Source organism: Leclercia sp. 29361 (assembly GCF_011290365.1).
Classification (GTDB): Bacteria; Pseudomonadota; Gammaproteobacteria; order Enterobacterales; family Enterobacteriaceae; genus Enterobacter; species Enterobacter tamurae.
In genome coordinates this window covers 4406011-4431997 of sequence record NZ_CP049786.1, presented here as the reverse complement: position 1 = coordinate 4431997, position 25987 = coordinate 4406011, and the positions used below count along the sequence as shown (strand labels likewise).

The following is a 25987-nucleotide window of genomic DNA, read 5'->3' as shown; positions in this document are numbered from 1 at the left end:
CAGCTCTTTATTTCATTACGCAAGATTTTCGAAGTATGCCTCCAACGCCTCCAGCTGATCGCTGGCATCCTCTATGGCGTTGAATGTGCGCCGAAACTGGTCATTTGGAGCGTGCTCCTGGAGATACCAGGATACGTGTTTACGCGCAATTCGGTACCCTTTTGCCTGACCATAAAAGCCATGCAATTCCCGAACGTGCGAACAAAGCAAGCGCTTAACCTCTGCCAGCGGCAGCGGGGCAAGCAGCTCCCCAGTGTCCAGATAATGCTGGATTTCCCGAAAGATCCAGGGTCTTCCCTGAGCCGCACGTCCTATCATCAGAGCATCAGCTCCCGTATAGTCGAGCACAGCTCTGGCTTTAAGCGGGTCAGTAATGTCGCCATTCGCGATAATCGGAATGGAAACTTTCTGCTTAACTGCCCGAATGCTGTCGTATTCAGCTTCGCCGTTGAACAAACAGGCGCGGGTGCGTCCATGTATGGTCAGGGCCTGAATGCCACAGTCTTCAGCCAGTTGGGCAATCTCTACACAGTTACGGTGATCCGGCGACCAACCCGTGCGAATCTTCAACGTAACAGGAACGTCCACTGCGCTGACAACCGCCGTCAGGATTGACTTCACCTGGTCGGGGTATTGCAGAAGGGCTGAACCTGCCAGCTTGCGATTCACCTTTTTGGCCGGGCACCCCATATTGATATCAATAATCTGGGCACCACTTTCCACGTTAATACGCGCGGCGTCTGCCATCTCTTCAGGCACGCTTCCGGCAATTTGCACGGTGCGGATACCTGGTTCGTCAACATGCACCATCCGAAGACGGGATTTATCGCTTTCCCAAACCTGCGGGTTAGACGACATCATCTCGGAAACGGTGAGTCCTGCTCCCATCTCATAGCACAGCGTCCTGAAGGGCCGGTCGGTAATACCTGCCATAGGTGCTGCGATCAGGCGATTTCTAAGCTGGTGGTTTCCGATGCGCATGAGTTAAGAAATGACCATACTGTGACTGCAAGGCGGCGTATCTTACGCATTTTTTGCACGAGATGAAAGGCCAAACTTTGAACAATCACCTGTTGCAGATCATGGAATCAGACACAAAGCATAGCCTGTAAAATTATATGCGATATAAATCATTCACTTAAATGGGTGTGATGATTTTATGGCCGCTTACAATTTCCCAAAACTTCTCGTTTTTTCTTAAAGAATGAAACCTTAAGCCGAATAATCTGCTGTTTTAACCAGCAGATTTCCGCGGTTCTTTGCGATCTGCGTCGCATTTTAGAACATGATCGTTAGCAATGGATTGCCTGTTCTTTAACCAAAAGGGCAGTTTAAAAAACAGGCACCCGATTAAACCCTTACTTTTTACGACCGGTAATGCGGCACCACTCCTCTTTTTCGACCACCGGGTCGAGTGTAAAGAGGTCGGCGTAAGCTTCGCAGACGCTTTCTGCCTGGCTGGCAAGAATACCGGAAAGCCCCAGCAGGCCACCCTCAACGGGCAGGACGCTGATTAACGGTGCCAGCTCGCGTAACGGGCCGGCCAGGATGTTGGCGACCACCACATCGGCTTTCATCACCGCAGGCTGGTTATTCGGCAGATACAGTTCCAGACGGTCGGAGACGCCGTTGCGCTGCGCGTTATCGCGGCTGGCCTGGATTGCCTGCGGATCGATGTCGATCCCAATCGCTTTTGCCGCACCCAGCTTCAGGGCAGCGATGGCGAGGATCCCGGACCCGCAGCCAAAGTCGATCACTGTTTTACCATCCAGATCCAGACCATCCAGCCACTGCAGGCACAGGGAGGTCGTCGGGTGGGTGCCGGTCCCGAAGGCCAGGCCCGGATCGAGCATCACGTTAACGGCATTTTCATCCGGCACGTCGCGCCAGCTCGGGCAGATCCACAGACGCTTGCCGAACTGCATCGGGTGGAAGTTATCCATCCACTCGCGCTCCCAGTCCTTGTCTTCCAGTTGCTCAATTTTGTGCGCAAAACCGGCGCCCAGCAGCGGATGATTCTCCAGAATCGCGACCACCTCGGCCATATCAGTTTCGGCATCAAACAGGCCGATGACATCGGTGTCGCCCCACAGGCGGGTTTCACCCGGCAGTGGTTCAAACACCGGGGTGTCATGCGTGTCCTGGAAGGTGACAGAGACCGTACCGGCCTCTACCAGGGCATCACTCAGCGCTTCGGCATTAGCGCCGGTCGTATTCAGTTTTAATTGGATCCACGGCATGGCAAAACTCTTTATTTATCAGTAGAAATGACGGCCATCTGCGGTGTGGGTTGACCGAAACGGTTCCCCACCACAAACGCCAGCAAACTTAGCAGTAGCGAGGGCACAATTGGATGGAAGCCCAGGTACTGAATATTAAAGGAGGCGAGCACGGCATAGAGCACGCCACCGACGATCATTGCGCTCAGGGCACCCGCCGCGTTGGCGCGCTCCCAGTACAGGCCCAGCACCAGCGGCCAGAGGAACACCGCCTCCAGGCCACCAAACGCCAGCAGGTTCAGCCAGATGATCATCTCAGGCGGCCGCCACGCGGCCAGCAACAGCAACGCCCCCAGCACCAGGGTGATCACAGCCGACATCCGCTTCAGAAGTCGCTCATTGTTCATCTGCGCCGGGCGCATGTTCAGGTAGAGATCTTTAATGATCGTAGCGGAACTTTGCAGCAGCTGGGCGTTAATTGTCGACATGATCGCTGCCATTGGCGCAGCAAGGAAGATCCCGGCCGCAAACGGCGGCAGGACTTTTACCATCAGGGTCGGGATCACCAGGTCCGGCACGGTTAAGTCCGGGATCACCGCCCGGCCGAGCGCCCCGGCAAGGTGCATGCCGAGCATCAGGATCGCCACGACGATGGTGCCGATAATAATTCCCCGGTGCACCGCCTTGCTGTCTTTATAGGAGATGCAGCGCACGGCCGTATGCGGCAGGCCAATCACCCCGAAGCAGACCAGCACCCAGAAGGAGGTCATAAAGGTGGGGGAGAGGATGTCATCCGCACCCTGAGGCGATACCAGCTTCGGATCGATGGTCTGCAGGGTTTCCACTGCATGGGTTAAACCACCCGCCGCATGCACCACGCCCACCAGCAGCACAATGGTGCCAATCAGCATCACCATGCCCTGCATGGTGTCGTTGAGCACGCTGGCGCGGAATCCACCAAAGGCGGTGTAGAGCGCGATACTGATACCAAAAATCAGCAGGCCCGTTTCGTAAGGGATCCCGGCGGCGGTCTCAAGCAGGCGCGCGCCACCGATAAACTGCACGGTCATGGCACCGATAAAGGCCACCAGCAGGCTCAGGCTGGCCAGCCAGACCAGCAGCCGGCTGTGATAGCGGGCAAACAGCATATCGTTGAGGGTCACCGCATTATAGCGGCGCGCCAGAATCGCGAATTTTTTCCCGAGAATACCCAGCGAGAGCCAGATGGCAGGCAGCTGGATCATCGCCAGCAGTACCCAGCCCAGCCCGTATTTATAGGCCGCACCCGGGCCACCAATAAAGGAGCTGGCGCTGATGTAGGTGGCGGTCAGGGTCATCGCCAGCACAATACCGCCCATCGAGCGGCTACCAAGGAAATACTCGTTCAGGAAGGTGCCCGTCGTTCGTTTGCGCATGGCGTAAACGGACAGGCCAAAAACAACAAACAGATACGCGACGAGGGGCAGGATCACTTCAAGCTGCATTATCGTCATCCTCCAGCGGAATATCGCGATAGATAAATTTCACCATCGCCCAGCAGAGCAGAATAAACACCAGCGGGAGCAGCAGACAGGCCATCTCAAACCAGTGCGGCAGACCGGTAATGCCAATGGCAGAGTCAGGTATGTAAGCAGTTACTAACCACGCGGCGAGATAGAGAAGGGTTAACCACAGCGCCCAGCGCGCTTCTTTGTGGGCCTGAACAAAACGCTTGTCCATTTTTTGTCCCTTGTGGAAAAAGAAAGCGGGGATTGTACCTTATGGGGCCTGGCGATCCCCAGAAATAAAAAAAGGCCGGATTAACCGACCTTTTTACGCTTACGCAGGCTTATTTTTCATTGAGACCGAGCTTCTTCTCAAGATAGTGGATGTTAGTACCACCATGCTGGAAGTTCTCGTCGCTCATAATACGCATCTGCAGATCAACGTTAGTTTTGATGCCGTCGATGATCAGCTCCTGCAGGGCGTTCTTCATGCGGGAAATCGCCACATCGCGGGATTCGCCGTAGCAGATCAGCTTGCCGATCATGGAGTCATAGTACGGCGGTACGGTGTAACCGGCGTAAATATGGGACTCCCAGCGCACACCAAAGCCACCCGGCGCGTGGAAACGCGTGATTTTACCCGGGCTCGGCAGGAAGGTGTTCGGGTCTTCGGCGTTGATACGGCATTCCACCGCATGGCCTTTAACCACAACTTCTTCCTGCTTGATGGACAGCGGTTGACCCGCCGCGATACGCAGCTGCTCTTTAATCAGGTCAACGCCGGTGATCATTTCGGTAACCGGGTGTTCAACCTGAATACGGGTGTTCATCTCGATGAAGTAGAACTCGCCGTTTTCGAACAGGAACTCAAACGTACCCGCCCCGCGATAACCGATATCGACACAGGCTTTAGAGCAACGCTCGCCGATGTAGCGACGCAGTTCCGGAGTGATACCCGGTGCTGGTGCCTCTTCGACCACTTTCTGGTGACGTCGCTGCATGGAGCAGTCACGTTCTGCCAGATAGATCGCGTTACCCTGACCGTCAGCCAGCACCTGAATTTCGATGTGGCGTGGGTTTTCCAGGTATTTTTCCATGTACACCATGTCATTGCTGAAAGCTGCTTTCGCTTCTGCTTTGGTCATGGAGATGGATTGAGCCAGTTCAGCATCGCTGCGCACAACGCGCATACCGCGACCGCCGCCGCCGCCGGACGCCTTGATGATAACCGGGTAGCCAATGCGTTTCGCATGAGCACGGTTAGCATCCATGTCGTCGGTCAGAGGACCGTCGGAGCCCGGTACGGTTGGAACACCGGCTTTTTTCATTGCGGTGATCGCAGACACTTTGTCGCCCATCAGGCGGATGGTGTCAGCTTTCGGGCCGATGAAGATAAAGCCAGAGCGTTCTACCTGTTCAGCAAAGTTGGCGTTCTCAGAGAGGAAGCCATAACCCGGGTGAATCGCCACCGCGCCAGTGATCTCAGCGGCGCTGATGATAGCCGGGATATTCAGATAGCTTTTGACGGACGGAGCCGGGCCGATACAGACCGTCTCATCCGCCAGTAATACGTGTTTCAGATCGCGGTCCGCGCTTGAGTGCACAGCGACAGTCTTAATGCCCAGCTCTTTACAGGCACGAAGAATACGCAGTGCGATCTCGCCGCGGTTGGCGATAACAATTTTATCCAGCATGTTCGCCTCGTTACTCGATGACGACCAGCGGCTCGTCAAATTCAACCGGCTGACCACTTTCGACCAGAATCGCTTTCACAGTACCTGACTTGTCAGCTTCGATCTGGTTCATCATTTTCATGGCTTCAACGATGCACAGGGTATCGCCCGCGTTAACTTTCTGGCCCACTTCGATGAACGCTTTAGCGTCCGGGCTCGGGGTGCGGTAGAAAGTACCAACCATTGGGGAACGTACGATGTGACCACTGATTTCCGCTGCTGCTGGTGCTTCCATTGCTGGAGTCGTCGCCGGCGCGACAGCGTTAGACAGAGCTGGCTGCTGCATCATTGGTGCAGCATAAGCTTGTTGCATAACCGGGTAGCCTGCGTTTGGCGCGGCACGGCTGATGCGTACAGACTCTTCGCCTTCAGAAATTTCCAGTTCGGAGATGCCTGATTCTTCAACCAGCTCGATCAGTTTTTTAATCTTACGAATATCCATGAGTGGGTTCCGTACTCTTTGTTTAGTGTGATTGTGACAGGCGTTTTACCGCTGTCTGTAAAGCGAATGAATAACCGTCAGCCCCCAGTCCACAGATGACGCCAGCGGCGATATCCGACAGGTAGGAGTGGTGGCGGAACGGCTCCCGCGCATGCACGTTGCTGAGGTGGATCTCGATAAACGGGATGCTCACTGCCAGCAGCGCGTCACGAATAGCAACACTGGTGTGCGTAAACGCGGCCGGATTAATCAGGATATAGTCCGTGGTGTCTTTAGCCTGATGAATGCGGTCGATGAGTGCGTACTCCGCGTTTGACTGAAAATGGTCAAGTTCCACATTGAGTGCCGCCGCTTCGCTACCCAAACGGTTAACAATTTCGGTTAACGTCAGCGTGCCGTACTTCTCGGGTTCACGGGTGCCGAGCATATTCAGGTTCGGTCCGTTCAAAACTAAGATGTGAAACTTGTCAGCCATTGTGCCGCTATCTCCTGCGATTCTCCGGTAAAAAACAAAATATACCTTCGATGCGCGATTGTCACCCTTTCTGGCTATGAAAAACCCATCGGGGAAACCAAAGTCGCACATTATAACGATTTCGTAGCATTTGGCAGCTAAATACTGGTCTTATCAGGGAAGATTATCAATAGCATTCGGATAAACGCCCGGGAAGGGTAAGCGTTCTGCGGGGATCTACACACTTTCGCCCATTATCGCCACCACTGACGAAACTTCTTATATCGCCATGCCAGAAGCACTATTGCCAGCACGGCATAGATGATCGGCTGCGGTGAGAGAATTTTCACTGACCAAAGGTAGTGGATAGGGGCGAGGATCGCGACAAGATATACAAAATTATGCAGAAGTTGCCAGCGCCTTCCCAGTTTTCGCTGAGCGGACTGCGTAGAGGTGAGAGTCAACGCGAGTAAAATCACCCAGCTGATAATCCCCAGAGTTAAGTAAGGGCGGGTAACCAGTTCGCTTCCCAGCAGGGCCAGATTGTTAATGCCCAGCTCCAGAAACGCATAGCTGGTGAGATGCAGCGTCGCCCAGGCGAAACACCATAGCCCAAGCAGGCGGCGGGTGCGGATCAACAAAGGCTGTTTCGCGTAGCGCGCCAGGGGAGAGATCAGCAGAGTCGCCAGTAAAAACTTCAGCGCGGTGCGGCCGGTGAAGTGCTGGATATCTTTAGCCGGATCGGCACTCAGGCCGCCGTGGTTGATGGCCCAGAATAGCCATATAAAAGGAAGCAACCCTGCAAGATGCAGGGCGACTTTCAGCCAGGTAATCTGTTTTGCCGTCAGACGCACTTAGAAAAACTCCCGTAAGTCGAGGCCGCGGTAGAGCGATGCGACCTGGTCGGCATAGCCGTTGAACAGCAGCGTCGGCTGACGCTTAACGTCCAGCGCCCCGCCCGAGCCAATAAACCGCTCAGTCGCCTGCGACCAGCGCGGGTGATCGACGTGCGGGTTTACGTTAGCGTAAAAACCGTATTCATTCGGTGCGGCAAGGTTCCAGGTGGTGGGTGGGCGTTCACGTGTCAGCTTGATGCTGACGATCGATTTGATGCCCTTAAAGCCATATTTCCACGGCACGGTCAGGCGGATGGGTGCACCATTTTGCGGCGGCAGCGCTTTGCCGTACACGCCGACGGTAAGCAGCGTCAGCGGGTGCATAGCCTCGTCAATGCGCAATCCCTCCACGTACGGATAGTCGAGCCCACCGCCAATAAACCGGTCTTTCTGGCCGGGCATGATCTCCGGTGCGTAAAGGGTCTGGAAGGAGACATACTTCGCGTCGCTGGTGGGCTCCACCATCGCCAGCAGCTTATGCAGCGGGAAACCAATCCACGGCACCACCATCGACCAGGCCTCGACGCAACGCATGCGGTAGATTCGCTCTTCCAGCGGGAAGCGGGTGGTCAAATCGTTGTAATCAAGGGTCAGCGGTTTTGCCACTTCGCCGTCGATGGTCAGCGTCCAGGGATCGGTCTTCAGGCTGCCGGCATTGGCCGCCGGATCGGCTTTATCCAGGCCGAACTCGTAGAAGTTGTTATAGCCTGTCACTTTCTCTTCGGGGGTTTTGGCGAGCGTGCTCTGCCACTGGGCGGGTTGGGTAAAAGTAAGCGGCTTCCCGGGGGGCGCTTTAGGACGATCGTTACCCTTAAACCAGTCCAGCAGGTCGGCCTGGGCGAGGGGAGATAGCGTCAGCGCACCGGCACCGATCCCCAGCATTTTCAGGATCTGGCGGCGCTTCAGCATAAAAACGGATTCCGCGGTGATATCGGCTTCCGTCAGGGGTTTCACTTTCATGGCATCCTCCGTCATGCGTTTTTCTAAGCATGACGGAGGAGCAGGGTTAAAGCGAATATGTCACGAAAATTTGAAGATTACGCCAGCTTCACCAGGGTACGGCCCTGGATCTGATTATTGATGATCTTCGCGGCATACTCCGGGGCCTGCTCAAGGCTAATCTGGGTGGCGCTTTGATCATAGAAGGAGGCAGGCAGGTCGCGAACCAGTCGTTCCCAGGCCTGGGCCCGGCGCTCTGGCGGGGTCATCACGGAATCGACACCCTGCAGACGGACGTTACGCAGAATAAACGGCATTACCGTGGTCGGCAGGGCAAAACCGCCCGCCAGGCCGCAGGCCGCCACGCAGCCGCCGTAGTTCATCTGCGCCAGCAGTTTCGCCAGCACTTTGTCCCCCACGGTATCGACGGCACCAGCCCAGATCTGTTTCTCCAGCGGGCGGGTCTCAGCGAACTCGTCGCGGCCCAGAATGCGGCTGGCACCGAGGCTACGCAGATAGTCATGGGTACTTTCACGTCCGGAGACTGCCGCCACCTGATAGCCCAGCTTATGCAGCAGGGCGACCGCGGTGCTGCCGACGCCGCCGCTGGCGCCCGTCACCACTACCTCACCGGACTGCGGCGTAACGCCGGCTTCTTCCAGCGCCATCACGCACAGCATGGCGGTGAAACCGGCGGTGCCGATGATCATCGCTTTACGGCCATCGAGCCCGTTCGGCATCGGCACCAGCCAGTCGCCATTGACGCGTGCCTGCGCGGCCAGCCCGCCCCAGTGATTCTCGCCCACGCCCCAGCCGGTCAGCAGCACCTGTTGGCCGACATGGAAACGCGGATCTTTGCTGGCATGTACGCGGCCCGCAAAGTCGATACCTGGAACCATTGGAAAATTACGCACGATCTTGCCGGTGCCCGTAATGGCGAGCGCGTCTTTGTAATTCAGACTGGACCAGTCGATATCAACGGTCACGGCCCCTTCCGGCAGGCGGCTCTCTTCGATAGATTGCACTGATGCAAGAGTTTTGCCTTCCTGCTGTTCTAAGATCAAAGCCTGCATACGAATTCCTTACTCAGCATGATGATTGGAAAAAAATTTTTGAAGACTATACTCGCTCATTGACATGCAATGCCGATTTAACGCAATAAATTGCCAGATACACCGGATTTGGTAGTATGCCGATGCCGTATTGCGAGTTAGTGCTCACTTGCTATCCTCATCAACTCACGGAGTAATCTCAAGGATGCGATTATCGACGAAGTTCTCCGCTTTTATTGCCTTGCTAACCGGTTTGACGATCTTTGTCACCCTGATTGGCTGCTCGCTCAGTTTTTATAATGCGATCCAGGGAAAGCTGGTGAACCGCGTCCATTCCGTAGCGTCGGTAATTGATTCCCGCCTTGTCAGTACGCCCTTTCCGGAACTGTCTCGTCAACTGGATGAGCTGATGGCTCCGGTTGATATCACGCGTGTCGAGATTACCCAGGGCGGAAAAACTCTCTTCAGCCACAGCGGGCAAAAGGGTTATCGACCGGCCGGTGCGCCACCCCAGCATCTGGAACTGACCGTCTCCTCCCTGAAAAACCCCGGGATGACCATAAGCCTGGCCTATCTGGACCCCATGGACAGTTATTATCGCTCACTGATGACCACCGCGCCTCTGACGGTGGCGGTGATCTTCGTGGTGGTGCTGATCTTTCTGGCGGTGCGCTGGCTGCGTCGCCAGCTCTCGGGGCAGGAGCTGCTGGAGTCGCGCTCGGTACGGATCCTCAACGGTGAACGTGGGCCTCAGGTGCGCGGCTCCGTCTATGAATGGCCGTCCCGCACCAGCAGCGCGCTGGACGTTCTGCTGTCCGAAATTCAGTTTGCCAGCGACCAGCGCAGCCGGATAGACACGCTGATCCGCTCCTATGCCGCCCAGGACAACAAAACCGGCCTCAATAACCGTCTTTTCTTTGATAATCAGCTGGCTACCCTGCTGGAAGATACCGAGAAAGTGGGATCGCACGGGGTGGTGATGCTTGTCCGTCTGCCGGACTTCGATCTGCTGAAGGACAACTGGGGTCGGGCGGTGGCGGAGGAGCATCTGTTTATGCTCATCAACATGCTCTCCACCTTTATGATGCGCTATCCCGGCGCACTGCTGGCGCGCTATCACCGCAGTGATTACGCCGTGCTGCTGCCGCATCGCTCCCTGAAAGAGTCAGAGAGCATTGCCAGCCTGCTGTTAAAGTCGGTGGATGCGCTACCCCCCAGCAAAATGCTCGATCGTGATGATATGGTGCATATTGGCATTTGCGCCTGGCGCGGCGGCCAGACCACCGAGCAGGTGATGGAGCACGCTGAGGCCGCCACCCGCAATGCCGTGCTGCAGGGGGCTAATGGCTGGGCGATTTATGATGACTCCTTGCCAGAGAAAGGGCGCGGCAACGTGCGCTGGCGCACCCTGATTGAGCAGATGCTCACCCGCGGCGGGCCGCGGATCTATCAAAAACCGTCGGTGCTGGTTAACGGTCAGGTTCACCACCGGGAGCTGCTGTGCCGCATCTTTGACGGCAATGAAGAGGTGGTCTCGGCGGAGTATCTGCCAATGGTGCTGCAGTTTGGCCTGTCGGAAGAGTACGACCGTCAGCAAATCTCCCGATTGATGCCATTCTTATCCTACTGGCCCGAAGAGCATCTGGCGCTGCAGGTGACGGTGGAGTCGCTGATCCGCCCGCGTTTCCAGCGCTGGCTACGCGATGTGCTGATGCAATGTGAAAAATCGCAGCGTAAACGCATTATTTTTGAACTTGCAGAGGCGGATGTTTGTCAACACATCAGTCGGTTACAGCCGGTGGTTCGGTTGATCAATGCGCTGGGGTCTCGTGTGGCGGTGACGCAGGCGGGTCTGACGCTGGTCAGCACCAGCTGGATCAAGGCGCTGGAGGTAGAGCTGTTGAAGCTACATCCGGGGCTGGTAAGGAATATCGAAAAACGTACGGAAAACCAGCTGCTGGTGCAGAGTCTGGTTGAAGCCTGCAAGGGAACGCAAACCCATGTTTTTGCCACAGGCGTGAGGTCCCGAACCGAATGGCAGACGTTGACAGAGCGCGGAGTTACAGGGGGTCAAGGCGATTTTTTTGCAGCCTCTCAGCCTCTTGACAGCAATGTGAAAAAATATTCGCAAAGATACTCTGTTTAACCTGCCGTTTGGTAAGTTTTCACGTAGAATATCGCGCCTGTAGCGTGATGTATGACGCACAACACGACAGTAAACGACCTTTATCGGGTTACAAATGAACGTGAGGAACGCTGTTTTTTCTCAGCCCTGAGGGAGTCAGGCGACGATTTGTAACTAAGGAAGCGTGCTGCACAAATTTTCACCGTAGCAGGCGATTTTTGCGCCTTGTCGCTGCTGCGTGTGGTTGGTAAAGTAAGCGGATTTTGTTTTCCGCCCCAGCTTTCAGGATTATCCCTTAGTATGTTGAAAAAATTTCGTGGCATGTTTTCCAATGACCTGTCCATTGACCTGGGTACCGCGAATACCCTCATTTATGTAAAAGGACAAGGCATCGTACTGAATGAGCCTTCAGTTGTGGCCATTCGTCAGGATCGTGCTGGTTCACCGAAAAGCGTAGCGGCCGTCGGCCATGACGCTAAGCAGATGCTTGGTCGTACGCCGGGTAATATCGCTGCCATTCGTCCGATGAAAGACGGCGTTATCGCTGACTTCTTCGTGACCGAGAAAATGCTTCAGCACTTTATCAAACAGGTGCACAGCAACAGCTTTATGCGTCCGAGCCCACGTGTTCTGGTGTGTGTGCCGGTTGGCGCTACCCAGGTTGAACGTCGTGCTATTCGTGAATCCGCTCAGGGCGCTGGTGCGCGTGAAGTCTTCCTGATTGAAGAGCCAATGGCTGCCGCCATCGGTGCCGGCCTGCCGGTTTCCGAAGCGACCGGCTCCATGGTGGTGGATATCGGTGGCGGTACCACTGAAGTGGCCGTTATCTCCCTGAATGGTGTGGTTTACTCCTCTTCCGTACGTATTGGTGGTGACCGCTTCGACGAAGCCATCATTAATTATGTTCGCCGTAACTACGGCTCTCTGATCGGTGAAGCCACCGCAGAGCGTATTAAGCACGAAATCGGTTCTGCTTACCCGGGTGACGAAGTGCGCGAGATCGAAGTGCGCGGCCGTAACCTGGCAGAAGGCGTTCCACGTGGCTTTACCCTGAACTCCAACGAAATCCTCGAAGCGCTGCAAGAGCCGTTGACCGGCATTGTAAGCGCCGTCATGGTTGCCCTCGAGCAGTGCCCGCCGGAACTGGCTTCCGATATCTCCGAGCGCGGTATGGTTCTGACCGGTGGTGGTGCGCTGCTGCGTAACCTCGACCGCCTGTTGATGGAAGAGACAGGTATTCCTGTCGTAGTTGCTGAAGATCCACTGACTTGCGTAGCCCGTGGCGGCGGCAAGGCGCTGGAAATGATCGACATGCACGGCGGCGACTTGTTCAGCGAAGAGTAGTCAGGTGTGAAAGGGTAGCGGATGGCTACCCTTTCTCTCTGACGCGAGAGTACGCATAGCCTATGAAGCCAATTTTTAGCCGTGGCCCGTCGCTACAGTTTCGCCTGATCCTTGGGGTGTTGGTAGCGCTTGGTGTCATTATTGCCGATAGCCGCCTCGGTACGTTCAGCCAGATCCGAACGTACATGGATACCGCCGTCAGTCCTTTCTACTTTGTATCAAATGGTCCCCGTGAACTGCTCGACAGCGTCTCGCAAACCCTGTCCTCACGCGATCAACTCGAACTTGAAAACCGCGCGTTACGCCAGGAACTGCTGCTGAAAAACAGCGAAATACTGATGCTGGGCCAGTACAAGCAGGAGAACGCCCGTCTGCGTGAGCTGCTGGGCTCCCCGCTGCGTCAGGATGAGCAGAAGATGGTGACCCAGGTGATCTCCACCGTTAACGATCCCTACAGCGATCAGGTGGTGATCGACAAGGGCAGCGTCAATGGCGTGTACGAAGGCCAGCCGGTGATCAGCGATAAAGGCGTTGTCGGCCAAGTGGTCGCGGTCGCCAAGCTGACCAGCCGCGTGCTGCTGATTTGCGATGCCACCCATGCGCTGCCGATCCAGGTGCTGCGTAACGATATCCGCGTGATTGCGGCCGGTAACGGCTGTACGGACGATCTGCAGCTGGAACATCTGCCGGCGAATACTGATATTCGCGTGGGCGATGTGCTGGTGACGTCAGGTCTGGGCGGTCGTTTCCCGGAAGGGTATCCGGTTGGGGTGGTCTCCTCCGTGAAGCTGGACACTCAGCGCGCCTATACCGTGATTCAGGCCCGTCCAACGGCGGGTCTGCAGCGTCTGCGCTATCTGTTGCTGTTGTGGGGCGCCGATCGTAACGGGACTAACCCGATGACCCCGGAAGATGTGCATCGCGTGGCAAATGAACGTCTGATGCAGATGATGCCGCAGGTTCTGCCGGCGCCAAACTCAATGGGGCCGCCTGCGCCAGTACCTGCGCCGGCAACCGGGCTGACCCAGCCGCTGCCTGATGCGCCACCGCCACCGCAACTCTCCCCGGGAGGGCAATAGTGGCAAGCTACCGTAGCCAGGGACGCTGGGTTATCTGGCTCTCGTTTTTGATCGCGCTGTTACTGCAAGTAATGCCCTGGCCGGACGACATTCTCGTTTTCCGGCCAAACTGGGTGCTGCTGATTCTGCTTTACTGGATCCTCGCTCTGCCGCACCGCGTAAATGTGGGCACAGGTTTTGTGATGGGTGCCATACTGGATCTGATTAGTGGCTCAACGCTTGGCGTACGCGCCCTGTCCATGAGTATCATCGCATACCTGGTCGCTCTGAAATTCCAGCTCTTTCGTAATCTGGCGCTCTGGCAACAGGCGCTGGTGGTGATGTTGTTATCCATGGCCGCGGATATCATTGTTTTCTGGGCAGAGTTTTTAGTGATCAACGTCTCTTTCCGTCCGGAAGTGTTCTGGAGTAGTGTAGTTAACGGTGTGCTCTGGCCATGGTTGTTCCTGCTGATGCGTAAGGTTCGCCAGCAATTTGCCGTGCAATAAAAGGTTTCTATGACGTCTTTGTATCTCGCTTCCGGCTCCCCGCGCCGTCAGGAACTCCTGACGCAGTTAGGGGTATCTTTTGAACGCATCGTCACTGGCATTGAAGAGCAACGTGCCGAGGGCGAAAGCGCACAACAGTATGTTTCCCGTCTGGCACGGGAGAAAGCACAGGCCGGCGTGGCGCAGGTGCCGCGTGATTTACCGGTGCTGGGCGCAGATACTATCGTGATCCTCAATGGTGAAGTCCTCGAGAAACCGCACGACGATGAGCATGCGTTTACGATGCTGCGCAAATTGTCCGGCCATACGCATCAGGTCATGACCGCGGTTGCGCTGGCAGACCGCCAGCACGTGCTCGATTGCCTGGTGGTTACCGATGTCACGTTCAGAGTACTCACAGAAGAAGATATCGCCGGTTATATCGCCAGCGGTGAACCTATGGATAAAGCAGGTGCATACGGTATTCAAGGGTTGGGTGGCTGTTTTGTCAGGAAGATCAATGGCAGCTATCACGCCGTAGTCGGCTTACCGCTGGTGGAAACGTATGAGTTGCTGAGCAATTTTAACTCACTGCGTGAGGGAAGGGATAATTATGACGGCTGAATTGTTGGTAAACGTAACGCCCTCGGAAACCCGTGTGGCCTATATCGATGGCGGAATTCTCCAGGAAATTCACATCGAGCGTGAAGCGCGGCGCGGAATAGTAGGCAATATCTACAAAGGTCGTGTCAGTCGTGTCCTGCCGGGTATGCAGGCGGCATTTGTAGATATTGGCCTCGATAAAGCGGCATTCCTGCATGCCTCCGACATCATGCCGCATACCGAATGTGTGGCGGGTGAAGAGCAAAAACAGTTTACCGTTCGTGATATCTCCGAGCTGGTGCGTCAGGGCCAGGATCTGATGGTGCAGGTGGTGAAAGATCCGCTGGGCACCAAAGGCGCGCGACTGACTACCGACATCACCTTACCATCCCGTTATCTGGTCTTTATGCCTGGCGCATCGCACGTTGGCGTCTCCCAGCGTATCGAGAGCGAAAGCGAGCGCGAGCGCCTGAAAAAGGTGGTGGGCGCGTACTGTGATGAGCAGGGCGGATTCATTATTCGCACCGCGGCGGAGGGGATCAGCGAAGAGGATCTGGCGTCGGATGCCGCCTACCTGAAACGCGTCTGGACCAAAGTGATGGAGCGTAAAAAACGCAACCAGACCCGCTATCAGCTGTACGGCGAGCTGGCACTGGCCCAGCGCGTTCTGCGCGACTTCGCCGATGCCCAGCTGGACCGCATCCGCGTCGACTCCCGTCTGACCTATGACGCGCTACTCGAATTTACCGCCGAGTACATCCCGGAAATGCCGGGTCTGCTGGAGCACTACACCGGCAAGCAGCCCATCTTTGATCTGTTCGATGTTGAAAATGAAATCCAGCGCGCGCTGGAGCGCAAGGTCGAGCTCAAGTCCGGCGGCTATCTGATTATCGACCAGACCGAAGCGATGACCACCGTGGATATCAACACCGGGGCGTTTGTTGGTCACCGCAATCTGGACGACACCATTTTCAACACCAACATCGAAGCGACGCAGGCCATTGCGCGTCAGCTTCGTCTGCGCAATCTGGGTGGCATCATCATCATCGACTTTATCGATATGAGTAACGAAGATCACCGCCGCCGCGTGCTGCACTCCCTGGAGCAGGCGCTGAGTAAAGATCGCGTGAAAACCAGCATCAACGGCTTCTCCCAACTGGGCCTGGTTGAGATGACCCGCAAGCGCACCCGTGAAAGCGTGGAGCATGTGCTGTGCAACGAGTGCCCGACCTGCCATGGCCGCGGTACGGTGAAATCGGTGGAGACCGTCTGCTACGAGATCATGCGTGAGATCGTTCGTGTGCATCACGCCTACGACTCCGACCGCTTCCTGGTCTATGCTTCTCCTTCGGTGGCGGAAGCCCTGAAAGGGGAAGAGTCCCACGCGCTGGCAGAAGTGGAAATCTTCGTCGGCAAACAGGTAAAAGTGCAGATAGAGCCGCTCTATAACCCGGAGCAGTTTGACGTGGTGATGATGTAATCCGCAGGTACTGCGAGACAAGAACGGCTGACAAGGAGAGACGCGTGAGGCGATTGCCGGGGATTTTACTGCTTACAGGGGCAACGCTGATTGTGATTGTCGCGCTGCTCGTAAGCGGGCTGCGTCTCATATTGCCGCATCTGGATAGCTGGCGCCCTGAGCTGCTGGCAAAAATCGAATCCGCGACCGGCATGCCCGTCGCGGCCAGCCAGCTCAACGCGAGCTGGCAGAACTTCGGCCCGACCCTGGAAGTGCGCGATATCAATGCGCAGCTGAATGACGGCGGCCATCTGAAAATCAAGCGCGTGACCCTGGCCCTGGACGTGTGGCAGAGCCTGCTGCACCTGCGCTGGCAGTTTCGCGATCTCACCTTTTATCAGCTGCAATTTCTGACCAACACCCCGCTACGCAGCGACGACCAGGGCGAAGGCTTCGAAGCCAACCGCATCAGCGATCTGTTCCTGCGCCAGTTCGATCATTTCGATCTGCGCGACAGTGAGATCAGCTTTATTACCCTCTCCGGGCAGCGCGCCGAGCTGGCGATCCCGCAGCTCACCTGGCTCAACGGCAAAGAGCGGCACCGTGCGGAAGGTCAGGTCAGCCTCTCCAGCCTGAATGGACAGCATGGCGTGATGCAGGTGCGGATGGATCTGCGCGACGACAATGGCCTGCTGAATAACGGCAAGGTGTGGATGCAGGCCGATGACGTTGACGTCAAACCCTGGCTGGGTGAGTGGGTGCAGCAGAACATGCAGCTGGAAACCGCGCGCTTTAGCATTGAAGGCTGGATGACCCTCACCAACGGCGAGTTCGCCAGCGGCGATATCTGGCTGAAGCAGGGCGGTGCCAGCTGGCCGGGAAAGGCGCGTCAGCATCAGCTTTCGGTTGATAATCTCACCGCGCACGTCACCCGTGCGAAAGAGGGCTGGCAGTTTGCCATCCCGGATACCCGCATTACCATGGACGATAAGGCGTGGCCGCGTGGAGCCCTGGCCCTGGCCTGGATCCCGGCGCAGGACGTCGGCGGCGTCGACAGTAAACGCAGCGACGAGCTGCGTATTCGCGCCAGCAATCTGGAGTTGTCCGGCCTGGAAGGGCTGCGAACCATCGCGGCGAAGCTCTCCCCGGCGCTGGGCGACGTCTGGCAGGCCACCCAGCCGGTAGGGGCGATCAACGCCCTGGCGCTGGATATTCCCCTGCAGGCGACAGAAAAAACCCGCTTCAACATCGCCTGGACCGATCTTGCCTGGAAGCAGTGGGAGCTGCTGCCGGGGGCCGAGCATTTCAGCGGCACGCTGCAGGGCAGTGTGGAAGATGGCCGCCTGGTGGCCAATATCCGCGATGCGAAAATGCCATATGAAACCGTCTTCCGCGCCCCGCTGGAGGTGGAGAAAGGTACCGCCACCCTCCACTGGCTGAAGAACGAGAAAGGTTTCCAGCTCGACGGGCGTAACATCGACGTCAAAGCCAAAGCGGTGCATGCCCGGGGTGATTTCCGCTATCTGCAGCCGGCGGGCGATGAGCCCTGGTTGGGGATCCTGGCGGGCATCAGCACCGATGACGGGTCACAGGCCTGGCGCTATTTTCCTGAAAACCTGATGGGCAAAGCGCTGGTGGACTACCTGAGCGGCGCAATTCAGGGCGGGCAGGCCGATAACGCCACCCTGGTCTACGGCGGCAACCCGCACTTGTTCCCCTATAAGTACAACGAAGGCCAGTTCCAGGTTCTGGTGCCGTTACGCAATGCCACCTACGCCTTCCAGCCCGAGTGGCCGGCGCTGAAAAACCTCGATATTGAGCTTAACTTTATCAATGACGGGTTGTGGATGAAGACCGATGGCGTGGCGCTGGGCGGAGTGAAAGCCAGTAACCTGACGGCGGTGATCCCGGATTATTCGAAAGAAAAACTGCTGATCGATGCCGATATCAACGGGCCCGGGAAAGCCGTTGGGCCGTACTTTGACGAGACGCCGCTGGATGATTCCCTGGGTGCCACGCTCCAGCAGCTCCAGCTGGATGGCGATGTGAATGCTCGCTTACATCTGGATATCCCGCTGGACGGCACCATGACCACCGCTGAAGGCGACGTCAGGCTGAAAAATAACAGCCTGTTCATTAAGCCGTTGAACAGCACCATTAACAATCTCAGCGGGCAGTTCAGCTTCGTGAATGGCGATCTGAAAAGTGGGCCGCTGACCGCAAGCTGGTTTAATCAGCCGGTAAATATCGACTTCTCTACCACCGAAGGCGAGAAAGCCTATCAGGTGGGGATCAATCTGGATGCCAGCTGGCAGCCTTCGCGGATGGATGTATTGCCAAAAACCATCAGCCAGTCGCTGGAAGGCCGCCTGCCGTGGAAGGGTAAGGTGGCAATTGAGCTGCCTTATCGTGGCGATGCCCGGTATAAGGTGGATATCAGCGGCGATCTGAAGAACGTCAGCAGCGACCTGCCGTCGCCGCTGGAGAAGAGCGCCGGCGAGCCGCTGCCGGTTAAGCTGAACGTCGACGGGGATCTCAACAGCTTTACCCTGACGGGCAACGCTGGCGGCAAGAATCACTTTAACAGCCGCTGGCTGCTTAACCGCAAGCTGACGCTGGATCGCGCTATCTGGACCTCCGACAGCCGCACGCTGCCGCCGCTGCCGGAGCAGTCGGGCATCGAACTCAACCTGCCGCCGATGGATGGTGCTGAATGGCTAGCGCTGTTCCAGCGTGGTGTCGGGCAAAATGTGGATGATACGGCGCAATTCCCGCAGCACATCACGGTGCGCACTCCCGCCCTGGCGCTGGGTGGACAGCAGTGGAATAACCTGAGCATCGTCTCGCAGCCTACCCTGAACGGTTCAAAAGTTGAGGCGCAGGGGCGGGAGATCAATGCCACCCTGCTGATGCGCGACACTGCGCCATGGCAGGCGGAGATCCGCTACCTCTATTTCAACCCGGCGACCGCTACTGCCGGGAAAGGCAACGTCGCTTCGCCATTAGCCAGCACCACACGGGTCAATTTCAGCGGCTGGCCTGATTTACAGCTGCGCTGTGCCGAGTGCTGGCTGTGGGGGCAGAAATATGGCCGTATCAACGGTGATTTCACCATTAAGGGCAACACCCTTAGCCTGGCGGGCGGGCTGATTGATACCGGCTTCGGCCGTCTGACCGCCAACGGCGAGTGGGTGAACGGCGCCAACGAGCAGCGCACCTCCCTGAAAGGACAGATCAAAGGCAACAAGCTGGATGCGGCAGCGAACTATTTCGGTGTGAGTACCCCGATTCGCGGTTCGTCGTTTGACCTCGACTACGATCTGCACTGGCGCGACCAGCCGTGGAAGCCTGATGAAGCCACGCTGAACGGCATCCTCAAAACCCGTCTGGGCAGAGGGGAAATTGCCGATCTGAGCACCGGCCATGCGGGTCAGCTGCTGCGTCTGCTCAGCTTCGACTCCCTGCTGCGTAAGCTGCGCTTTGACTTCAGCGATACCTTTAACGAAGGCTTCTACTTCGACTCGATCCGCAGCACCGCGTGGATCAAAGACGGTGTCCTGCATACCGATGACACCCTGGTCGACGGGCTGGAAGCGGATATCGCCATGAAAGGCTCCGTCAATCTGGTGCGTCGCGAACTGGATATGGAAGCGGTGGTGGCACCGGAAATTTCCGCCACCGTTGGCGTGGCTGCGGCCTTCGCCGTGAACCCGATCGTCGGCGCGGCGGTGTTTGCCGCCAGTAAAGTGCTGGGGCCGCTGTGGAGCAAAGTCTCCATTCTGCGTTACCACATCACCGGCCCGGTGGATAAACCGCAGATTAATGAAGTGCTGCGTCAGCCACGCAAAGATGCACAGCAATGATTTGACGCGGGCAATTAATTGCCTCACTCTCAATAGATAAGATCTTAGATACGTCCTGTGGACGGCAACGAACGAGTAGCAAAACGATGAGTCTGAACCTGGTAAGTGAACATCTGCTGGCAGCGAACGGCCTGAGCCATCAGGACCTGTTTTCCATTCTTGGTCAACTGACCGAACGTCGTCTCGACTACGGCGATCTCTACTTTCAGTCGAGCTATCACGAATCCTGGGTTTTAGAAGACAGCATCATCAAAGATGGCTCGTATAACATCGACCAGGGCGTTGGTGTCCGCGCCGTTAGCGGTGAGAAAACCGGTTTTGCTTATGCGGATCAGATTAGCCTGACTGCCCTGCAGCAGAGCGCGCAGGCGGCACGTACTATCGTGCGCGACAGCGGTGATGGTCGCGTCAAAACCCTGGGCGAAGTGCAGCACTCTGCGCTCTACACCAGCGTCGATCCGCTGCAAAGCATGAGCCGCGAAGAGAAGCTGGATATCCTGCGCCGGGTGGACAAAGTAGCCCGTGCGGAAGATAAGCGCGTGCAGGAAGTCTCTGCCAGCCTGAGCGGCGTGTATGAGCTGATTCTGGTGGCGGCAACCGACGGCACCCTGGCCGCCGACGTGCGTCCGCTGGTCCGTCTTTCCGTCAGCGTGCTGGTGGAAGAGGACGGCAAACGCGAGCGCGGCTCCAGCGGCGGCGGCGGTCGTTTTGGTTACGAATGGTTCCTCGGCCTGGAAGCGGGCGAAGTGCGCGCGGATGCCTGGGCGAAAGAGGCGGTGCGAATGGCGCTGGTCAACCTTTCTGCCGTGGCGGCGCCTGCGGGTACCCTGCCGGTGGTGCTGGGCGCAGGCTGGCCTGGCGTGCTGCTGCACGAAGCGGTGGGTCACGGTCTGGAAGGCGATTTCAACCGTCGTGGCACCTCGGTCTTCAGCGGCCATATGGGCGAGCTGGTGGCCTCTGAACTCTGCACCGTAGTCGATGACGGCACCATGTCCGATCGTCGTGGCTCGGTCTCTATTGACGATGAAGGAACGCCGGGTCAGTACAATGTGCTGATTGAGAACGGGATCCTGAAAGGCTACATGCAGGACAAACTGAATGCGCGCCTGATGGGCGTGGCCCCAACCGGCAACGGCCGTCGCGAGTCCTACGCGCATCTGCCGATGCCGCGTATGACCAACACCTATATGCTGGCGGGTAAATCCACGCCGCAGGAAATTATTGAGTCGGTGGAATACGGCATCTACGCGCCAAACTTCGGCGGCGGCCAGGTGGATATCACCTCCGGCAAATTTGTCTTCTCGACCTCAGAAGCCTATCTGATCGAGAAGGGCAAAGTGACCAAAGCGGTGAAAGGCGCGACCCTGATTGGCTCCGGCATCGAAGCGATGCAGCAGATCTCGATGGTCGGTAACGATCTGAAGCTGGATAACGGCGTTGGTGTCTGCGGTAAAGAGGGCCAGAGCCTGCCGGTCGGTGTCGGCCAGCCGACCCTGAAGGTAGATAACCTCACCGTCGGCGGTACCGCATAATTCCCCTTCCGAAATACCCTCTCCCTGGGGGAGAGGGTTATTCCTTTCTTCCCCGCATCTCCTGAAACAGCGCCGCCACCTGCACGAAATAATCCGTCAGATAGTTAATGCACACCTGCACCTTCAGCGGCAGTTTGTCCTTTTCGGTATAGACCGCATACACCGGGCGCGGATCCGACTGATAGCGCGGGAAGAGGATCTCCAGCTCGCCGCTGTTGATCTCATTGATCACCCACATCAGCGGGACGTAAGCGATCCCGGCCCCGGCCACCAGCCAGCGGGAGATGGTCATCGGATCGTTGGTGACAAAGCGGCCCTGCGGCAGCAGTTTTGTCGAAAGTCCTTCGGGGGCAATCAGCTCAAATTCATTGTCCGGGCGCACGCTGTACTCCAGCCAGGCGTGATTGCTGAGATCTGCCGGTTTCTCCGGGATCCCCGCTTTGGCGAGGTACTTTTTCGCCGCGCACACCACCATCGGCATACTGCCCAGGCGGCGGGAGAAGAGGCTGGAATCCTGCAAGGCCCCGACGCGGATCACCAGATCCAGTCCATCGGCAATCAGATCCGGGGCGGGAATGCCGGTGACCAGATTAACCGTCAGCCCCGGATACTCCTGCAACATCTCGGCGGTCATTCCCGCCAGGACATTTTGTGCCATAGTTGAAGAGCACCCGATACGCAACGTGCCGATAGGGGTGTTGTTGAAAGCGTAAAGCTGCTCGTGTACCGACTGGGCCTCATACAGCATCCGCCGACAGCCCTGATAGTAGATTTTGCCGGCTTCGGTCAGGCCCAGGCTACGGGTGCTGCGGTTAAGCAGCTTCACCTGGAGGTCATCTTCCAGTTTGGCGACGGTCTGACTGATTGACGAGACGCTCATCTGTAGTTGCCTGGCTGCGGCGGTAAAGGAGCCCAGCTCAACGACTTTGGCAAAAACCGACATCCGTTTTAGACGTTCCATTATTCACTCTGGCTTAAAAGTGATTTAGATCACATATGATAGATAACAGCATAACAGTTACGCTAATATATTATTTATACATTATAGCTACGCCACTCTCGCCCGGCTTTTCTTGCCCCTTCTGCGGTGCCGTATGCTGAATAATTCTTTCGCCTGCTCGCTCTAATCAAGGTCAACATGAGTCTGTTTCCCGTTATCGTGGTGTTCGGATTATCGTTCCCCCCGATTTTCTTCGAACTGCTTTTATCACTGGCGATTTTTTGGCTGGTGCGAAAGGTGCTGGCTCCTACCGGGATCTATGATTTCGTCTGGCACCCTGCATTGTTCAATTCCGCGCTGTATTGCTGCCTGTTCTATCTGGTATCGCGACTGTTTGTTTGAGGTAGATGTGAAAACGCTAACAAGAAAAATCTCCCGTACCGCCATTACTCTGGCACTGGTTCTCCTCGCGTTCATCGCTATTTTTCGCGCGTGGGTTTACTACACCGAATCACCCTGGACGCGCGATGCACGCTTTAGCGCCGACATCGTCGCCATTGCTCCGGATGTCGCGGGGCTCATCACTGCCGTCAATGTGCATGACAACCAGCTGGTGAAAAAGGATCAGGTGCTGTTTACCGTTGATCAGCCGCGCTACCAGAAAGCGCTGGAAGAAGCGGAAGCCGATGTTGCCTACTACAAGGCACTGGCTGCGGAAAAACGCCGTGAGGCGGGGCGCCGTAATCAGCTCGGCGTGCAGGCGATGTCCCGCGAGGAGATCGACCAGTCTAACAACGTGCTGCAAACCGTGCTGCATCAGATGGCGAAGGCCGAGGCCACGCGGGATCTGGCAAAGCTCGATCTTGAGCGTACCGTGATCCGCGCCCCGTCCGACGGCTGGGTGACTAACCTCAACGTCTATACCGGCGAGTTTATTACCCGCGGCTCTACCGCCGTGGCGCTGGTCAAACAGCACTCCTTCTATGTGCTCGCCTATATGGAAGAGACCAAGCTGGAAAACGTCCGTCCTGGCTATCGGGTAGAAATCACCCCCCTGGGCAGCAACCGTGTCCTGAAAGGGACGGTCGACAGCGTGGCGGCAGGGGTGACCAACTCCAGCGCCACCCGCGACAGCAAAGGGATGGCGACCGTTGACTCCAATCTGGAGTGGGTGCGTCTGGCGCAGCGCGTACCGGTACGTATTCGACTCGACGATCAGCAGGGCAACCTGTGGCCGGCGGGTACCACCGCCACCGTCGTCATCACCGGCGAGAAAGACCGTGACGCCCGCGATGATTCGTTGTTCCGCAAAATTGCCCATCGCCTGCGCGAGTTCGGTTAATCGCCATGGGCATCTTCTCCATCGCCAACCAGCACCTGCGCTTCGCGGTTAAGCTCGCCTTCGCCATCGTGCTGGCACTGTTCATCGGCTTTCACTTTCAGCTTGAAACTCCCCGCTGGGCGGTACTGACGGCAGCGATTGTTGCCGCAGGCCCGGCGTTTGCGGCGGGGGGGGAACCTTACTCCGGCGCCATCCGCTACCGTGGGATGCTGCGTATTGTCGGCACCTTTATCGGCTGCATCGCCGCCCTGACCATCGTCATCCTGATGATCCGTACCCCGCTGCTGATGCTAATGGTGTGCTGTATCTGGGCCGGTTTTTGCACCTGGATCTCCTCCCTGGTGCGGGTGGAAAACTCCTACGCCTGGGGGCTCTCCGGCTATACCGCCCTGATCATTATCATCACCATCGAGACCAATCCGCTGTTGACGCCGCAGTTTGCCGTGGAGCGCTGCAGTGAGATTGTGATGGGGATTGTCTGTGCGATCGTGGCGGATCTCTTGTTCTCTCCCCGCTCCATTAAGCAGGAGGTCGATCGCGAGCTGGACGCGCTGATCGTTGCCCAGTACCAGCTGATGCAGCTGTGCATTAAGCATGGCGACAGTGAAGAGGTCGATAACGCCTGGAGTGCGCTGGTGCGTCGTACCACCGCTCTGGAAGGGATGCGCAGCAACCTTAATATGGAGTCGTCGCGCTGGTCACGGGCAAACCGCCGCCTGAAGGCGCTGAATACCGTCTCCTTAACGCTGATCACCCAGGCCTGTGAAACCTATCTGATCCAGAATACCCGCCCCGAGGCGATCACTGAGACCTTCCGGGAACAGTTTGCCGTCCCCGTCGAGACGGTCCAGGATGTGCATAAACAGCTCAAACGCATGCGGCGAGTTATCGCCTGGACCGGCGAGCGTGATACTCCGATCACCATCTATACCTGGGTTGGCGCGGCGACGCGCTACCTGCTGCTCAAACGTGGCGTGATCGGCAATACTAAGATCAGCGCCACCGAAGAGGAAGTCCTGCAGGGCGAGGTGGTGGTCAAAGCCGAGTCGGCGGAACGTCACCACGCGATGGTCAACTTCTGGCGCACCACGCTTGCCTGCATGCTCGGGACGCTATTCTGGCTGTGGACCGGCTGGACCTCCGGCAGCGGTGCGATGGTGATGATCGCCGTGGTCACCTCGCTGGCGATGCGTCTGCCCAATCCGCGGATGGTGGCGCTCGATTTTCTGTACGGCACCCTGGCAGCGCTCCCGCTGGGCGCCTTCTATTTCCTGGTGGTTCTGCCCTCGACCCAGCAAAGTATGCTGCTGCTCTGTATCAGCCTTGCAGTGATGGCTTTCTTTATTGGTATAGAAGTGCAGAAGCGCCGCCTGGGCTCGCTCGGGGCGCTGGCCAGTACCATCAATATTCTGGTGCTGGATAACCCGATGACGTTCCACTTCAGCCAGTTCCTCGACAGCGCGCTGGGGCAGATTGTCGGTTGTTTCCTCGCGATGATGGTCATTCTGCTGGTACGTGATAACTCCCAGGCCCGTACCGGGCGCGTGCTGCTGAACCAGTTTGTCTCCGCAGCCGTTTCAGCGATGACCACCAACACCGCCCGGCGCAAGGAGAACCATCTCCCCGCGCTCTATCAGCAGCTGTTTTTACTGCTGAACAAATTTCCGGGCGATATCGCGAAATTCCGCCTGGCTCTGACCCTGATCATCGCTCACCAGCGTCTGCGCAACGCACCGGTACCGATCAATGACGATCTCTCTGCGTTCCATCGCCAGCTGCGACGCACTGCCGATCACGTCATGTCGGCCTCCAGCGACGATAAGCGGCGACGCTACTTTGCCCAGCTGCTGGCGGAGCTGGACATCTATCAGGAAAAACTGCGCATCTGGGAGGCACCGCGACAGGTGACCGAACCGGTGCAGCGGCTGGTGGGGATGTTGCATCGCTACCAGAATGCCCTGACCGACAGCTGATCCTCCTGAAAACCGACGCCGTAAGCGTCGGTTTTTTTGTG

General features: G+C 57.1%; 22 protein-coding genes. 11 read left to right on the top strand and 11 right to left on the bottom strand.

Translation table 11 applies throughout. The annotated features are described in order from the left end of the window. Positions 1-15 precede the first annotated feature (15 nt). The 10 genes from dusB to G7090_RS21095 all read right to left on the bottom strand — a co-directional run bounded on the left by dusB (position 16) and on the right by G7090_RS21095 (position 9240). The gene (gene dusB / locus G7090_RS21140; RefSeq protein ID WP_106994884.1) at positions 16-981 is read right to left on the bottom strand and encodes a tRNA dihydrouridine synthase DusB; all 966 of its coding nucleotides are present in this window, start codon (positions 979-981) and stop codon (positions 16-18) included. 377 nt (positions 982-1358) lie between these two features. Continuing rightward, on the bottom strand, positions 1359-2240 hold the full coding sequence (gene prmA / locus G7090_RS21135) for a 50S ribosomal protein L11 methyltransferase (RefSeq protein ID WP_166184292.1): 882 nt from the start codon (positions 2238-2240) through the stop codon (positions 1359-1361). 11 nt (positions 2241-2251) lie between these two features. After that, complete coding sequence (gene panF, locus G7090_RS21130; RefSeq protein ID WP_166184290.1) at positions 2252-3703, bottom strand: sodium/pantothenate symporter; 1452 nt, start codon at positions 3701-3703, stop codon at positions 2252-2254. Continuing rightward, on the bottom strand, positions 3693-3938 hold the full coding sequence (locus G7090_RS21125; RefSeq protein ID WP_106994881.1) for a YhdT family protein: 246 nt from the start codon (positions 3936-3938) through the stop codon (positions 3693-3695). The genes panF and G7090_RS21125 overlap by 11 nt, the downstream gene beginning before the upstream one ends. 109 nt (positions 3939-4047) lie before the next feature. Further along, on the bottom strand, positions 4048-5397 hold the full coding sequence (gene accC, locus G7090_RS21120; RefSeq protein WP_106994880.1) for an acetyl-CoA carboxylase biotin carboxylase subunit: 1350 nt from the start codon (positions 5395-5397) through the stop codon (positions 4048-4050). A gap of 10 nt (positions 5398-5407) precedes the next feature. Beyond that, the gene (gene accB / locus G7090_RS21115) at positions 5408-5878 is read right to left on the bottom strand and encodes an acetyl-CoA carboxylase biotin carboxyl carrier protein (protein ID WP_106994879.1); all 471 of its coding nucleotides are present in this window, start codon (positions 5876-5878) and stop codon (positions 5408-5410) included. A gap of 22 nt (positions 5879-5900) precedes the next feature. Then, positions 5901-6353, bottom strand: coding sequence for a type II 3-dehydroquinate dehydratase (gene aroQ / locus G7090_RS21110; protein ID WP_166184288.1), 453 nt, complete (start codon positions 6351-6353; stop codon positions 5901-5903). Between the two features lie 233 nt (positions 6354-6586). Then, positions 6587-7186 (bottom strand): protein-methionine-sulfoxide reductase heme-binding subunit MsrQ, encoded by a 600-nt coding sequence (gene msrQ, locus G7090_RS21105; RefSeq protein ID WP_166184286.1) that lies wholly within the window; start codon positions 7184-7186, stop codon positions 6587-6589. Next, positions 7187-8188 carry a protein-methionine-sulfoxide reductase catalytic subunit MsrP gene (gene msrP, locus G7090_RS21100; RefSeq protein ID WP_166184284.1) on the bottom strand — a complete coding sequence of 334 codons (1002 nt, stop codon included), beginning with the start codon at positions 8186-8188 and terminating at the stop codon, positions 7187-7189. A 77-nt stretch (positions 8189-8265) separates the two neighbouring features. After that, on the bottom strand, positions 8266-9240 hold the full coding sequence (locus G7090_RS21095) for an MDR family oxidoreductase (protein WP_166184281.1): 975 nt from the start codon (positions 9238-9240) through the stop codon (positions 8266-8268). A gap of 184 nt (positions 9241-9424) precedes the next feature. On the opposite strand from G7090_RS21095, the gene csrD reads away from it, so the two are divergent. The 8 genes from csrD (at position 9425) to tldD (ending at position 21691) form a co-directional block, all read left to right on the top strand. Next, positions 9425-11365, top strand: a complete 1941-nt coding sequence (csrD, locus tag G7090_RS21090) for an RNase E specificity factor CsrD (RefSeq protein ID WP_166184279.1) — start codon at positions 9425-9427, stop codon at positions 11363-11365. 279 nt (positions 11366-11644) lie between these two features. Further along, positions 11645-12688, top strand: coding sequence for a rod shape-determining protein MreB (mreB, locus tag G7090_RS21085; RefSeq protein WP_000913396.1), 1044 nt, complete (start codon positions 11645-11647; stop codon positions 12686-12688). Positions 12689-12750: 62 nt separating this feature from the next. Then, positions 12751-13767: a rod shape-determining protein MreC gene (mreC, locus tag G7090_RS21080; protein ID WP_106994872.1), complete on the top strand. Its 1017-nt coding sequence runs from the start codon at positions 12751-12753 to the stop codon at positions 13765-13767. Further along, on the top strand, positions 13767-14255 hold the full coding sequence (gene mreD / locus G7090_RS21075; RefSeq protein ID WP_032614566.1) for a rod shape-determining protein MreD: 489 nt from the start codon (positions 13767-13769) through the stop codon (positions 14253-14255). The genes mreC and mreD overlap by 1 nt, the downstream gene beginning before the upstream one ends. 9 nt (positions 14256-14264) lie before the next feature. Continuing rightward, positions 14265-14858, top strand: coding sequence for a nucleoside triphosphate pyrophosphatase (locus tag G7090_RS21070; RefSeq protein ID WP_166184276.1), 594 nt, complete (start codon positions 14265-14267; stop codon positions 14856-14858). Further along, complete coding sequence (gene rng / locus G7090_RS21065) at positions 14848-16317, top strand: ribonuclease G (RefSeq protein ID WP_106994870.1); 1470 nt, start codon at positions 14848-14850, stop codon at positions 16315-16317. Before G7090_RS21070 ends, rng begins: the two co-directional genes overlap by 11 nt. A 44-nt stretch (positions 16318-16361) precedes the next feature. Beyond that, entirely contained in the window at positions 16362-20159 is a 3798-nt protein-coding gene (gene yhdP / locus G7090_RS21060; protein ID WP_166184274.1) for an AsmA2 domain-containing protein YhdP, read from the top strand. A gap of 86 nt (positions 20160-20245) precedes the next feature. Continuing rightward, positions 20246-21691, top strand: a complete 1446-nt coding sequence (tldD, locus tag G7090_RS21055; RefSeq protein ID WP_166184272.1) for a metalloprotease TldD — start codon at positions 20246-20248, stop codon at positions 21689-21691. Between the two features lie 37 nt (positions 21692-21728). Here tldD and aaeR read toward each other — a convergent pair whose 3' ends face one another. Continuing rightward, the gene (aaeR, locus tag G7090_RS21050) at positions 21729-22652 is read right to left on the bottom strand and encodes an HTH-type transcriptional activator AaeR (protein ID WP_106994867.1); all 924 of its coding nucleotides are present in this window, start codon (positions 22650-22652) and stop codon (positions 21729-21731) included. A 177-nt stretch (positions 22653-22829) separates the two neighbouring features. Here aaeR and aaeX point away from each other — a divergent pair, with 177 nt between their 5' ends. From aaeX to aaeB, 3 genes are read left to right on the top strand one after another with little or no spacing between them, the layout of a single operon-like run. Continuing rightward, entirely contained in the window at positions 22830-23033 is a 204-nt protein-coding gene (aaeX, locus tag G7090_RS21045) for a p-hydroxybenzoic acid efflux pump operon protein AaeX (protein ID WP_032614553.1), read from the top strand. A 7-nt stretch (positions 23034-23040) separates the two neighbouring features. After that, on the top strand, positions 23041-23973 hold the full coding sequence (gene aaeA, locus G7090_RS21040) for a p-hydroxybenzoic acid efflux pump subunit AaeA (RefSeq protein WP_106994897.1): 933 nt from the start codon (positions 23041-23043) through the stop codon (positions 23971-23973). A gap of 5 nt (positions 23974-23978) precedes the next feature. After that, positions 23979-25946: a p-hydroxybenzoic acid efflux pump subunit AaeB gene (gene aaeB, locus G7090_RS21035; RefSeq protein ID WP_106994866.1), complete on the top strand. Its 1968-nt coding sequence runs from the start codon at positions 23979-23981 to the stop codon at positions 25944-25946. The last annotated feature ends 41 nt before the right edge of the window (positions 25947-25987 follow it).

Bases quoted from the DNA above. Each gene is read 5' to 3' on its own strand.
- csrD (WP_166184279.1), top strand. From the start codon at position 9,425: ATGCGATTATCGACGAAGTTCTCCGCTTTTATTGCCTTGCTAACCGGT.
- rng (WP_106994870.1), top strand. From the start codon at position 14,848: ATGACGGCTGAATTGTTGGTAAACGTAACGCCCTCGGAAACCCGTGTG.
- accC (WP_106994880.1), bottom strand. From the start codon at position 5,397: ATGCTGGATAAAATTGTTATCGCCAACCGCGGCGAGATCGCACTGCGT.
- G7090_RS21070 (WP_166184276.1), top strand. From the start codon at position 14,265: ATGACGTCTTTGTATCTCGCTTCCGGCTCCCCGCGCCGTCAGGAACTC.
- aaeB (WP_106994866.1), top strand. From the start codon at position 23,979: ATGGGCATCTTCTCCATCGCCAACCAGCACCTGCGCTTCGCGGTTAAG.
- mreC (WP_106994872.1), top strand. From the start codon at position 12,751: ATGAAGCCAATTTTTAGCCGTGGCCCGTCGCTACAGTTTCGCCTGATC.
- aroQ (WP_166184288.1), bottom strand. From the start codon at position 6,353: ATGGCTGACAAGTTTCACATCTTAGTTTTGAACGGACCGAACCTGAAT.
- mreB (WP_000913396.1), top strand. From the start codon at position 11,645: ATGTTGAAAAAATTTCGTGGCATGTTTTCCAATGACCTGTCCATTGAC.
- msrP (WP_166184284.1), bottom strand. From the start codon at position 8,188: ATGAAAGTGAAACCCCTGACGGAAGCCGATATCACCGCGGAATCCGTT.
- panF (WP_166184290.1), bottom strand. From the start codon at position 3,703: ATGCAGCTTGAAGTGATCCTGCCCCTCGTCGCGTATCTGTTTGTTGTT.
- dusB (WP_106994884.1), bottom strand. From the start codon at position 981: ATGCGCATCGGAAACCACCAGCTTAGAAATCGCCTGATCGCAGCACCT.
- accB (WP_106994879.1), bottom strand. From the start codon at position 5,878: ATGGATATTCGTAAGATTAAAAAACTGATCGAGCTGGTTGAAGAATCA.
- tldD (WP_166184272.1), top strand. From the start codon at position 20,246: ATGAGTCTGAACCTGGTAAGTGAACATCTGCTGGCAGCGAACGGCCTG.
- aaeR (WP_106994867.1), bottom strand. From the start codon at position 22,652: ATGGAACGTCTAAAACGGATGTCGGTTTTTGCCAAAGTCGTTGAGCTG.
- G7090_RS21095 (WP_166184281.1), bottom strand. From the start codon at position 9,240: ATGCAGGCTTTGATCTTAGAACAGCAGGAAGGCAAAACTCTTGCATCA.
- G7090_RS21125 (WP_106994881.1), bottom strand. From the start codon at position 3,938: ATGGACAAGCGTTTTGTTCAGGCCCACAAAGAAGCGCGCTGGGCGCTG.
- aaeX (WP_032614553.1), top strand. From the start codon at position 22,830: ATGAGTCTGTTTCCCGTTATCGTGGTGTTCGGATTATCGTTCCCCCCG.
- prmA (WP_166184292.1), bottom strand. From the start codon at position 2,240: ATGCCGTGGATCCAATTAAAACTGAATACGACCGGCGCTAATGCCGAA.